Here is a 12,335-nt window from a genome sequence, read left to right as displayed (position 1 = left end):
GGTTTGTTGCCAGCGGTGTTCGCTTGGCATATACAGGTTAACTGGTATAATGAGTACTCCATTATGCGCAAGCGAAAAATTGTGAGGCGTCTCGGCTGCTGTGGGCAAATAACTTTTCTCCGGGCAGTCGAAGATGCATAAGGGGAGAAAGCGCGTGAGGGGTGAGATGCAATGAACCAGCCATTCGAACCTATTGTTCGTCGCAAACTGTCCGACGAAGTTTTTGATCGGCTTGAAAATATGATCACCTCCGGCGAGTTGGGGCCGGGGGACGAAATGCCGTCGGAACGAGTTCTGATGGAGCGTTTCGGTGTTGGTCGTCCCGCAATCCGCGAGGCAATGCAATCGCTTGCCAAGATGGGGCTAGTCAGCATTTCGCACGGAGAGCGTGCGAAGGTGTTGAAGCTGACGGCCAAGTCGATCTTTCAGCAAGTGGATCCGACTGCGAAGATCATGCTTGCGCAATCAATGGATACTCTGGAGCATCTAAAGAGTGCGCGAATTTTCTTCGAGCGCGGTATTGTTCGCGAGACTGCACAGAGGATAACGGATAGCGATATCGCGGAACTGAGGCAGATCATCGAGCGGCAGCGGGAATCGTTCGGTGACGCGGACGCATTCATCGCTGCCGATATGGAGTTTCATGTCCGGATAGCCGGGATTTCCGGCAATCCAATATTGATGGCAGTGAGCGAAGCCATGCTGGCATGGCTGAAAGAGTATCACACTCATATGCTTATCTGGACCGGCAAGGAGAAATATACACTCGTGGAACACGAGGAGATATTGGATTGCCTGTCTGCCAAGGATGCGGACCGTGCCGAGGCTGCCATGCTGCGCCATCTGGAGCGATCGCGCATGCTATACAAGAAAGAATAGGGCTTCTCGCCAAAAGGCTATCGTCGTTTCATCAGACGGTACACCAAAAGCGAGGAGACTATGGCTACGATTGCGGAAACAAGAAGCGCAACCGAGAAGCCAACGGAATAGCCCCGCATGGCAAGTTCTGTTGCAACTGCCCTTGCTGAAGGCGCTACCATGCCAAGTGCGTTAGGCAGGTCGCCTGCGACTATTGCATCAGCAAACTCTCCACTACACGTGGAATCGTTGCACCCCGTTTGCATCAAATGGGTCCTGACAGCACTTGCCAGCACGCCGCTCAGGACCGCAAAGCCCAGCAGAATCCCAGTAAATCGAGCGGTGGTGCTGATGCCGGATGCCATCCCGGCGCGATCGCGCGCAACCGTGCTCATGATCGCTTTCTGTGTTTCTCCATTCAAGAGGCCGCCACCGCTCCCGATCAGAAACATGCCGCACATGACAATAGACCAATTGCTATAGTAGGCGCCGCAGCTCGTCACGAGACTGCCGATGCCCACGATCATGAGCCCGAGAGAAAGAATTTCCCGAGATGATGTTCTCTTTCCGAGATAGCGCCCGACATTGGGAAAGATCAGCATGGCGCTCGCAAATGGAAGCATGGCAAAGCCGGCCTGTAACGGTGCGCGACCGAAGCCATTTTGAAGAAAGAGCGGCAGCATGGACGCCATCACTTGCGCACAGGCGGCGTAGGCGAACATCGCCCACACACCGCCGATAAAGCGGGGATTGCGAAACAGGCTGAGGTCGAGCATTGGGCGCTGTTGGACGCGTTCGGCAATGAGAAAAATCACCAATCCCGCCATACCGCCAACAAAACCAGCCAACGCTACTGGAGACGTCCAGCCGTGCGCCTGCCCATTGATGAGCCCCCATGTCAGCGCGAACATGGATGCGGCAAAGGAAATAATCCCGACAGGATCGAGACGGCGCGCATTTTCATCTTTTGAATCCGTGATAAAGCGCAGTGTTGCGAGCCCGAGCGCGATGCAGATAGGTAGGTTTATGTAGAATGCCCATCGCCAGCCGAGACCATGGGCGATAAGGCCACCGAAAATGGGTGACAATACCATGGTTAGCCCCATGATTCCGCCCCAGATGGACCATGCCCGATTACGTTCTTCTTCGCGGTGGAACGTATGGCCGATGATTGCAAGTGCCGGTGCTAGTTGGAATGCAGCGCTCGCACCTTGGAAAGCACGCGCGAAATAGAGCGATGCGGCTGAATCCGCAACACCGCAAAGCCAGGAGGAAAATGCGAACGCGCCAATCCCGATCAGGAAAACGGTACGGCGCCCGAATCGATCGGCTACCGCACCCGCAGGAAGGAGAAGGGATGCGAAGCAAAGGACATAAGTGCTGATTACCCATTCGACGTCGGCAAAACTGGCAGAAAATTCCTGTGCGATAGTCGGTAGGACCATTGCGACGACATTTGTGTCCAGCACCGTCATCGCGCAACCGGTCGATGCCGTCAGCAAAATCAAAGTCGAATTGGTAAGACGCGGTGCGGACGCGATAGCTGTTGTCATTTTGTCGTCAACGCAGCTACGCCAGCCTTAGCAATTTGCTGGTCATGATCGGGCGTGTCCGCCGATACGCCGATGGCGCCGACAACCTTACCGCCCACGGTGATGGGCACGCCACCACGCATAAGCACAAATCCACGCGCGGTGATGACAGCAGGACGTGTCCCGTTGATGGCATCTTCCAAAGCGCCGCTTTCCCGACGGAAAAGAGCGGCTGTCCGGGCTTTTTCAGGTGCAAGTTCGACGCCAGCAGGTACTGATGCGTCGTCCATGCGCACGGTCAGAATTGGCATACCCTCCGCATCGACGACAGAGATCACACAGGGCCAGCCATTCACCTTAGCTTCTTCCTCGGCGGCCGCAACGACGAGGCGGGCAGCTTCGAGCGTAAGAAAAGGTTTTGTCGGCAAGTCCAGCGCGAATGCCGAGTTAGTGAGGGTTATCGTTGTGATTAGCGAGGAGAGGATTGCGACAGCATGTCGGGACATAAGGCACTCTTTCATAGAGATTGACAGTGCCAATAGATCGGATTTTTAAATTTCTTTCATTCGCGGTAATTTGGAATAATATTAGTTTTTACCTAATTGTTGGAAGCGCACATGGAACTCAGGCACCTTCGCTATTTCGTGGCACTCGCCGAAGAGCTTCACTTTTCCAGAGCAGCTGAACGGTTGAATATTGCCGCTCCTACGCTCACAGTTCAGATACAGGAAATCGAGCGGCGGCTCAGTGCAAAGCTTTTCCTCAGAACAAAGCGATCAGTCACTATCACCCATGCTGGCGAGATGTTTCTGAAGGAAGCAAGGCTTGTGCTGGATCAGTTCGACAGGGCTGAAAGTGTGGGGCGAAGAGCTGGACGCGGAGAGATCGGGCGGATCGAAATCGGCTATGTCGGTTCTGCGGCCTACGCGGGCGCACTGCAGTTGCAAATCAACCGTTTCGCAGGAGATTGGCCTCAGGTGGAGCTTCACTCGCGTGAGTTTCCGATGGAGGAACTCCCAAAGCTCATTGAGGAAGGACAACTCGACATTGGCTTCGTCCGTCTGCCCATGATGCTCCCCGTTTCGCTCAACGCCCATGTCTTGCTGCAGGACTATTTTTGTCTGGCTTTGCCATCCGACCATCGACTTGCACTTCACGAAGTGGACGACCAGTACGATCTCCTTTCGAAAAGCCGGTTTATTCTGCCGGAACAGGAGGCAGGTACGTATGAGGTTGCAAGGCGCGGCGGGTTTACTCCAAAAATCGTTGCAAAGCCGGGCGGTCTTCTATCCGTTCTGACGCAAGTGTCGTTGGGGGCCGGTATATCGGTAATACCGGGTGTGGTGCGAAACGTCGTGAACATGCCCAACACGGTTTTCCGCCCAATAATTGGAAAGCCGATCATGTCAGAGGTCGCGGCCATTTTTAGAAGCAGAGAGAATGCCGTCAGCGTCGATAATTTCATCGCGCAGATATGCTCTTCGCTGCCTATTGAAATCGACCATGAGCGAAGTGGCTGATGCGCAGCTAAACCGGGATCTGGAGTTCCATCGAAGTAGTTTGATGAAATATATTTCATATAGTGAATTATATTGACAGGCGCATTTCTTTGCGATTAGCTATCAATACTGGCCTTCGAGGAGGAGGGTCGGTTTTCATAAAGATCAACGGCGTTTTGGGACGCTTTCGGCGCGTTTGGGAGGGGCTTCGGCCTCGAGGAGGACACTTGCGCAAATTTCTGAGCACGACCGCACTGACGGTCCTTGCGGCAACGCTTCTGGCCGGTTCTGCTACGGCGGCTGAGACGGAGAATCCGTTCCGCTGCAAACCGGGTGAAAAATATGTGATGAACGTCATGGTTTCTGGCGTTGAATACTGGTTTCCAGTCTATGAAATGTTCAAGCAGGCCGGCCAGCAGTTCGGCTGCGAGACAGAGTATACCGGTTCGCCGGAATACGATGTGAACAAGCAGATCGCTACGTTCGATCAAGCTTTGGCGCAGAATCCGGCTGGTATTCTCGTTCACCCGATGAACTCCGATCCATTCATCGAGCCCATCAATCGAGCCATCGATCAGGGCACGGCTGTTGTCACATTCGCGGCAGACTCACCACTGTCGAAGCGGGTGTCCTTCATCACTTCGGACAACACTCGCGAAGGCACCTATGCTGCCGATGCCATCGCCGAGAAAATGGGTGGCAAGGGCGAATATGCCGTTCTTGAAAACCCTGGACAGGATAATCACGACAAGCGTATCGCCGCTTTCGTTGCTCGCATGGAAGAGAAGTGGCCGGACATGAAACTGGTTGGTCGCGCTGCTTCCAATCAGGACCCGACCAAGGCCTATCAGGGGCTGTCGAGCCTGATTCAGGCCAATCCGAACCTTGGTGCGGTTTTCATGCCGGAGGCTAACTCTGCGATCGGTGCCGCGCAGGCAAACAAGGAAGCCGGTGGTAAGGTCCTTGTCATGTGTGCGGATGTCAACGCCAACATCCTGGACATGATCAAGGCTGGCGAAGTCTTCGGTTCTATCAATCCGAACCAGGGCATACAGGGCTATATGGGCTTCATGCTGCTGTGGCTCGCCAAGCACCCGGAATTGATCGATCCGATGAATGACGCCAAGCGGTCCGGCTTCAACCCGATGAGCATTCCCGTTGTCGATAACGGCCTTTCAATTGTGACGGCGGAAAATGCTGATGACTTCTATTGGGACAAATACCTGAAGCGTCGTGGCACCAAGGGCATTGAAGAGTAGTAGGCTCTGCTCAAGAACCATCCGCGTCAGGCGGCGCGGATGGTTTTGACGGATAGGGAGGAATATGATGGCTGAACCGGTGCTGACCATCCATGGTGTATCCAAGCATTTCGGAGCGGTGAAGGCACTGACGCATGTCGATTTCACGCTTGAACGCGGCGAAGTTCATGCGCTCTGCGGTGAGAACGGCGCTGGCAAGTCGACGCTGATGAGTATCATCGCTGGCGTGCTGCAGCCGACCGAGGGTGAAATACGCATCGACGGGAAAACGGTTCACATTGCTTCGCCCGCTGTGGCGCAATCGCTTGGTATCGGTCTTGTGCATCAGGAAATTGCACTGTGTCCGGATGCAACGGTGGCTGAAAACATGTTCATGGCGGCGACGAACCGCCGCCGTTCGCCGTTCATGAATTATCGCGCGCTGGAAAGAGATGCGCAGATTGTGATGAATCGTTTGGCGGCGATTGATGTTCGACAAAAAGTTGCCGACTTGCCGATTTCCAGCCAGCAACTTGTCGAGATCGCCAAGGCGCTGACACTCGACTGTCGCGTGCTGATCCTGGATGAACCGACGGCAGTGCTCACCGAAACGGAAGCGCTACAGCTTTTTTCGATCATCCGCGATCTCAAGGCCAACGGCATTTCTATCATTTATATCAGTCATCGTATGGCCGAGATTTTCAGTCTCTGCGATCGGGTGACCGTTTTTCGCGATGGTCGTTATGTATGCACTGACTGTATTGCAGAGATCACGCCGGACGATGTGGTGCGCCGAATGGTGGGTCGTGAGATAACACAGCTCTATCCCGATAAGCTTGGACCCCACGAGGCGGCAGGTGAAGTCATTCTCGAAGTCGATGGTATTACCGACGGTGTGCGTTTCCGCGATGTAAGCTTTGCCGTCCGCAAAGGCGAAATTCTTGGTATAGGCGGCCTTATAGGGTCCGGGCGAACCGAGATCGCCGAAGGTATCTGCGGCCTTCGTCCGCGTACGGCGGGAACAGTCCGCCTCCATGGCAAAACGCAGAAAACCCATTCCTATTCTGATGCCGTCAAGGCCGGCATTGTTTATCTTTCCGAAGACCGCAAAGGTTCTGGCGTATTTCTGGAAATGTCCATCGCGCAGAATATTTCCGTACTGGACCTGAAATCATTGACCAATGCCACCGGGCTTCTGAATGGTCGCGCCGAGGCTACACTTGCAGAGGATTTTGCGAAACGGCTTTCCGTACGCATGGGCGGCATTGAAGCGCCGGTGAAATCGCTCTCGGGCGGCAACCAGCAGAAAGTGGCAATCGCCAAGCAACTGGCGGTAAAACCCAAAGTCATTCTGATGGATGAACCGACACGGGGCATTGATGTCGGTGCGAAGGCGGAAATTCATCGGCTGCTGCGGGAGCTTGCGCGCTCCGGAATCGGCATCATCGTCATCTCATCCGAGATGCCGGAACTGCTCGGTCTTTCCGACCGCCTGCTGGTGGTCCGGGAAGGACACATTGCGGGAGAGCTTTCAGCGGCTGCGATGTCAGAAGAGGCGGTGATCCGTCTGGCTTCGGGCGTTGGCACGGAACGGACATCGCACCATGCTGCATAAAAAGAAAATGGGAGAGGGTGAAATGGCTATCGACACAATGGCGGCGACTGTGCCGAGAACATCGTCGATAAGGCGCATCGGGACTATGCGTGAGGCCGGTCTGATTGCGATCATTCTTGCATTGGGCGTGGTAATGAGCTTCGCATCGCCGCATTTTCTGACGCTCGGCAATTTTCGCGCGATGCTGATGAGCTTCTCGGTGGAAGGTATTGTCGTCGTGGGAATGACAATCCTGCTGATCGTCGGGGGCATCGACCTTTCGGTCGGTTCGGTGGTCTGTTTCTCCATGGTCCTTTCCGGTGCGCTCTTTCTTGCCGGGCTTGATCCTTGGACGGCTTCGCTTATCGGCATCGCGGCGAGCGGCGCCATCGGCGCTACCATGGGGTTCTTTGTAACCGTCGTCGGTCTCAACCACTTCATCACGTCGCTGGCGGCCATGGTGATTGTGCGCGGCCTTTGCCTGATCATCACCAAAGGCACGCCGCTATCGCTTTTCACACTGCCGCCAAGTTTTAAGGCAGTAGGACAGGGTACCTTCTATGGCATACCCTATGTCATTTTGATTTTCGTTGCTGTCGTCATTCTGTTTGATTTCCTGCTGCGCCGGGCCACCGCCTTTCGCAAGGTGTTTTATACCGGCAGCAATGAAAAGGCTGCGCTCTATTCGGGCATCAAGACGAACCAGGTTAAATTCTGGGTGACAGTCTTGTGCTCGACGCTCGCTGGTGTTGCAGGCGTCATCTATATGTCCCGCTTCGGCGCTGCGACGCCCACCTTTGGCGTCGGTATGGAGTTGAACATCATTGCTGCCGCAGTCATCGGCGGTGCATCGCTGAGCGGCGGCTCCGGCACGATCCTTGGTGCCATTCTCGGTATGGCGCTGCTTTCGCTGGTCACATCCTCGCTGATCCTTCTCAATGTTTCAGTGTACTGGCAGGACATGATCAAGGGTTGCATTCTTCTTGCGGCGGTTTCTATCGACCATTTCCTGCACAAGCGGAAGGCGTCCTGATATGTCCATTGCCAAACTGAAACCCAGAACAACCGCGCCGCGTGAGGAAATCGTTGTCGCTCGCCAGATGCATCAGGCACTCGTCCTGCATTTTCTTGAAGGACTGACACAGGCGCAGATAGCGGACCAACTCGGCATATCACATGCGACAGTCAACCGGCTCATCAAGCGCGGTCGCCAGCTTGGTCTCGTTGAAATCAAGATCAAGTCGCCGGTCGAGCCTCTTGTCGATCTGGAAGAACGTCTGCTAGCGCTCGGCGGTATCAGCCGCGCCATTGTTGTGCCGACCGTATCCGACAATCCGCAAACCGCTCTGCTGGCGGTTGGAGAAGCGGCCGCCCGCTTGCTTGTAGAAGAAATCGCTGATGGCGACACGATTTGCATTACCGGCGGCAAGGGTGTGAGTGCCGTTGTTACAGGCATTCAAGCTCCTCGCCGTTTTAATGTTGAGGTCATTCCGGCGACGGGCTGTGTGCAGGGAAAACACTATACTGACGTCAACCACGTCTCGACGTTGATGGCCGAAAAGCTTGGCGGACACTCATATCAGATACATGCGCCTTTGTTCGCAGATGACGCTGGGCAACGCGCCATGCTGATGAACATGCGTTCTGTAGCGGACGTGTTCCAACGGGCAAGGGAGGCCAAGATAGCAGTTGTGGGCATAGGCTCTATCGTCAGTACGGATTCGACTTACTACGACCTGCACCCCTCTTCGAGTGAGGATCGCACGGCTATCGAGCATTCCGGAGCTAGTGCCGAGCTTCTGGCTCATCTGCTCGATGTTGATGGTCAGGTCTGTGAGTATAGTCTGAACCGCGCTCTGGTCTCGCTAACGCTGGACGAGTTTGCCCACATCCCGACGAAGATCGGTGTTGCCAGCGGATTGAACAAGGCTGCGTCTATCCTGAGTGTTCTTCGTGGCAATCATCTCGATACACTCGTCACAGACGAGGCGACTGGTGCCCGCATCCTCGAACTCGCATCCGAAGAAGGATTTTCCGCATGAGCTCCGAACAGTTGGTCCGCGAAATCGGACGCTCCGGCGTCAAGGCTTCCGCAGTCGGTCTCGGTACATGGGCCATAGGCGGCTGGATGTGGGGCGGAACGGACGAAGCCCAATCCATCGCGGCTATCCAGGGGGCGCTGGAAGCTGGTGTAACACTGATCGATACCGCACCGGCCTATGGTCTCGGGCGATCTGAGGAAATTGTCGGCAAGGCGATTGTCGGGCGCCGCGACAAGGCAGTTATCGTTACAAAATGCGGTCTTGTCTGGCACGCCCAAAAAGGTAACCACTTCTTCGATCAGGATGGAAAACCAGTCCATCGCTATTTGGGGCGAGATGCGATCATCCACGAGGTGGAAGAAAGTCTGCGTCGCCTTGGCACTGATTATATCGACCTTTACATCACTCACTGGCAGGACCCGACAACACCGATCGAAGAGACCGTCGCGGCGCTTGAGGAATTGAAGCAGGCAGGAAAAATCCGTGCCGTCGGTGCCAGCAATGTTAATCGTTCGGAGCTGGAACAATATATCCAGTTGGGAGCACTCGATGCGATCCAGGAGCGATTCAGCATGATAGATCGGGAGATCGAGAAGGATTTGTTGCCGCTTACCACGGCAAACAATGTATCGACCTTGAGTTATTCCTCTCTCGCGCTTGGTCTTCTGTCCGGCGTGATTGGACCGGAACGGGTATTTTCCGGCGACGATCAGCGCAAGGACAATCCGCGCTTTTCCGTCACCAACAGGCAGAAGGCAAAGGAATTTTCCAGGGCGATACAGCCAGTCGCTGATCAGCATGACGCGACTGTTGCTCAGATCGTGATTGCATGGACGCTTGCGCAACCCGGTGTCACCTTTGCGCTTTGCGGCGCGCGAAACCCGACACAAGCACTCGACAATGCGCAGGCGGGAGAGCTTCGGCTGTCAGTTGACGATCTTATGACAATTGACACGGCTATTTCGACGCAACTGGTTAACATGGACGGATAACGGACGGCCATCATGAACCGTGAAGAGATGTTGAACGGGCTCCGCCAGAGCCCGAAGGTGGATGTTTGTGTCGTTGGCGGTGGCATTAACGGGCTCAGCGTTTTCCGCGAGCTTGCGCTGCAGGGCGTGAATGTGCTGCTGGTCGAGCAGTCGGACTATTGTTCGGGTGCCAGTGCGGCGCTCTCGCGCATGGTTCATGGCGGGTTGCGTTATCTGGAGAATGGCGAATTCAGCCTCGTCAAGGAATCCCTCGTCGAGCGTGACAGACTGCTTCGTAATGCTCCCCACTATGTGGCTCCATTGCCGACGACGGTTCCGATCTTCGACATTTTTTCGGGCCTTGGTAATGGGATTGTACGCTTTCTGGGGCTTACCCGCCGTCCAAGCCGACGTGGTGCAATCGCCATCAAAGCAGGGCTGGGCATTTACGACTTCCTGACGCGTAAACGGGCGCTGATGCCAAAGCACCGTTTTCGTGGCCGCAAGACGACGCTTGCGAAATGGCCTGCACTCAATCCAGCGATCCGCAACTCTGCTACGTATTTTGATGCCTGGGTCAGCCATCCCGAGCGGGTCGGTATAGAACTTCTTCGCGATGGCCTCACTGCTGGCCACAATGCGAAGGCGCTGAACTATGCGACAATTCGGAAAAGTGGTGGTGGTGATTTCTTGTTGCTCGACGGAATCTCCGGCGAAATGCTGCCAATCAGACCACGGTTGGTCATCAATGCGACCGGCGGCTGGATCGACATGGCGAATGGCTCGCTCTTTCCGAAAGAGGCGCAGCCCGCACCTCTGATGGGGGGCACCAAGGGATCGCATCTCATCGTCGACAATCCCGCCCTCAGCGACAGCCTCCATGGGCATATGATCTATTACGAGAACGAGGACGGGCGGATCTGCATATTGTTTCCTTATCTCGGCAAAGTTCTCGTTGGATCGACGGATATCCGCGTTGATGACCCCGGCAAGGTGCATTGCGAGGCAGACGAGCGGGACTACATTTTGCAATCGCTCGCTTTCGTGTTGCCTGAGGTCAAAATACATCCCGAAGAAATTGTCTTTCAGTTCGCAGGCGTGCGTCCGTTACCAGCCAGCGATGACAGTTTTACAGGACGTATTCCGCGCGACCATTTCTGTACTGTGCTTGAAGGATGTGATGGCCGCCCTCCCGTGCTCTGCATGATTGGTGGCAAGTGGACGACTTTCCGGTCGTTCGGCGAAATGGCTGCCGACATGGTGCTGAAGCGCTTGGCGCAATCGCGCCGGATCGACACGACGGAACGTGCAATCGGCGGTGGACGCGCATTCCCGAAAGATCGCGCGAGCTGGATCGAAAAACTGGCCACCACAACGGAATTATCTTCGGCTCGTATTGCATCGCTTTTCAAACGTTACGGCACCGATGCAGCGGAAATCGCCCGTTTCATCACGGGTGGGGTGGATCGCACCTTGCCCCATAGCGACTACAGCACGCGAGAGTTTTTGTATCTCATCCGTGCAGAGGCGGTTGAGCATCTGGATGACCTGCTTCTGCGGCGCACAACACTGGCGATTTCTGGTGAACTTTCCCTCGCCATGACCAAGGCTGTGCTTGATCTGCTCGCGGCGGAGAAAAGCTGGCCGCCGCAGCGTAGCGATGCAGAGCTGACGCGATTTTTAACCCTCATGCGCGAGCGCCACGGTGTTGCCGAGGAAACGCTTTCCGCAAGGAACGAACAAAGGAGTGAATTATGCGAGAAAACCGCAAAGTCCGGATGAACCGGCTGTTCGGCAATGGCCGTTGTCTGGACGTGGCTATCGATCATGGCGTGTGCAACGAGCCGTCTTTTCTCGACGGACTGGAGAACATGCCAGCCGTCGTCCAGGCATTGGTCGATGCAAAGCCTGATGCGATTCAGATGAACTATGGCCAGGCAGATCTTTTGCAGGATATCCCCGGCAAGGATAAGCCAGCTCTGGTCATGCGTCTTGATATGGGTAATCCTTATAATCGTATACGCCATCGCGACATGTGGGCAGTGCTGCAGAACGAAGCCGAACCGCTGGTCGGTGCGCTGCAAATGGATGCGGCCTGTGTCGTGGTGAACCTGTTCATGTTGCCGGATGAGCCGGACCTTTTTCGCCAGTGCGTGCAGAATATTTCTCGTGTCAGAGCTGATTGCGAAAAATACGGTATGCCGCTGATGATCGAACCACTCGTCATGCAGCCGGTCACGGAACGCGGGGGCTACATGGTTGATGGTGATGCCGACAAGATCGTGACACTTACGAAGCTTGCCCGCGAAATGGGCGCTGATATCATCAAGGCGGATCCGACGACGAATGCGGAGGACTTCCATCGCGTTGTTGAAGCGGCGCGTTGTCCGGTATTGGTGCGCGGCGGTGGCAAGGAAGACCTTGCAGCAGTGTTTGCAAAATCGGCCTCCTTGATGCGGCAGGGCGCAATGGGCATGGTCTATGGGCGCAACATATATCAGCATGCCAATCCTAGCGCCGTCGTACGCGGATTGATGGCGATCATCCATCAGGATGCGAGTGGCGAGGAGGCTTACTCGCTTTATCAGCGGGGCTGAGTTG

At 55.2% G+C, this 12,335-nt stretch carries 11 protein-coding genes; 9 read left to right on the top strand and 2 right to left on the bottom strand.

Annotated features, from left to right (window positions below):
• The first annotated feature begins 171 nt into the window (after window positions 1-171).
• On the top strand, window positions 172-879 hold the full coding sequence (locus FIB18_RS21220; protein WP_140022607.1) for a transcriptional regulator NanR: 708 nt from the start codon (window positions 172-174) through the stop codon (window positions 877-879).
• A gap of 17 nt (window positions 880-896) precedes the next feature.
• On the opposite strand, the gene FIB18_RS21215 is transcribed toward FIB18_RS21220, so the two are convergent.
• Both FIB18_RS21215 and FIB18_RS21210 read right to left on the bottom strand, forming a co-directional pair.
• Window positions 897-2,411: an MFS transporter gene (locus FIB18_RS21215; protein WP_140022606.1), complete on the bottom strand. Its 1,515-nt coding sequence runs from the start codon at window positions 2,409-2,411 to the stop codon at window positions 897-899.
• Window positions 2,408-2,896: a GlcG/HbpS family heme-binding protein gene (locus tag FIB18_RS21210; RefSeq protein ID WP_140022605.1), complete on the bottom strand. Its 489-nt coding sequence runs from the start codon at window positions 2,894-2,896 to the stop codon at window positions 2,408-2,410. Before FIB18_RS21210 ends, FIB18_RS21215 begins: the two co-directional genes overlap by 4 nt.
• A 111-nt stretch (window positions 2,897-3,007) precedes the next feature.
• Between FIB18_RS21210 and FIB18_RS21205 the strand changes: the two genes are divergently transcribed.
• The 8 genes from FIB18_RS21205 (at window position 3,008) to FIB18_RS21170 (ending at window position 12,331) form a co-directional block, all read left to right on the top strand.
• On the top strand, window positions 3,008-3,910 hold the full coding sequence (locus tag FIB18_RS21205; protein WP_140022604.1) for a LysR substrate-binding domain-containing protein: 903 nt from the start codon (window positions 3,008-3,010) through the stop codon (window positions 3,908-3,910).
• 206 nt (window positions 3,911-4,116) lie between these two features.
• Window positions 4,117-5,148, top strand: a complete 1,032-nt coding sequence (locus FIB18_RS21200; RefSeq protein ID WP_140022603.1) for a substrate-binding domain-containing protein — start codon at window positions 4,117-4,119, stop codon at window positions 5,146-5,148.
• Window positions 5,149-5,215: 67 nt separating this feature from the next.
• Window positions 5,216-6,742 carry a sugar ABC transporter ATP-binding protein gene (locus FIB18_RS21195; RefSeq protein ID WP_140022602.1) on the top strand — a complete coding sequence of 509 codons (1,527 nt, stop codon included), beginning with the start codon at window positions 5,216-5,218 and terminating at the stop codon, window positions 6,740-6,742.
• 22 nt (window positions 6,743-6,764) lie between these two features.
• Window positions 6,765-7,754, top strand: a complete 990-nt coding sequence (locus FIB18_RS21190; RefSeq protein WP_174977463.1) for an ABC transporter permease — start codon at window positions 6,765-6,767, stop codon at window positions 7,752-7,754.
• A gap of 1 nt (window position 7,755) precedes the next feature.
• Complete coding sequence (locus FIB18_RS21185; RefSeq protein WP_140022600.1) at window positions 7,756-8,763, top strand: sugar-binding transcriptional regulator; 1,008 nt, start codon at window positions 7,756-7,758, stop codon at window positions 8,761-8,763.
• Window positions 8,760-9,755 carry an aldo/keto reductase gene (locus FIB18_RS21180; protein WP_140022599.1) on the top strand — a complete coding sequence of 332 codons (996 nt, stop codon included), beginning with the start codon at window positions 8,760-8,762 and terminating at the stop codon, window positions 9,753-9,755. The genes FIB18_RS21185 and FIB18_RS21180 overlap by 4 nt, the downstream gene beginning before the upstream one ends.
• A 12-nt stretch (window positions 9,756-9,767) precedes the next feature.
• Window positions 9,768-11,516, top strand: a complete 1,749-nt coding sequence (locus FIB18_RS21175) for a glycerol-3-phosphate dehydrogenase/oxidase (protein ID WP_168436633.1) — start codon at window positions 9,768-9,770, stop codon at window positions 11,514-11,516.
• Window positions 11,489-12,331, top strand: coding sequence for a class I fructose-bisphosphate aldolase (locus tag FIB18_RS21170; protein WP_140022597.1), 843 nt, complete (start codon window positions 11,489-11,491; stop codon window positions 12,329-12,331). Before FIB18_RS21175 ends, FIB18_RS21170 begins: the two co-directional genes overlap by 28 nt.
• Window positions 12,332-12,335 lie beyond the last annotated feature (4 nt).

Origin of the sequence: Brucella pecoris (assembly GCF_006376675.1) — a bacterium.
Taxonomy (GTDB): Bacteria; Pseudomonadota; Alphaproteobacteria; order Rhizobiales; family Rhizobiaceae; genus Brucella; species Brucella pecoris.
The sequence above is the reverse complement of the archived record's forward strand: the minus strand, read 5'-3'. Positions and strand labels throughout refer to the sequence as shown.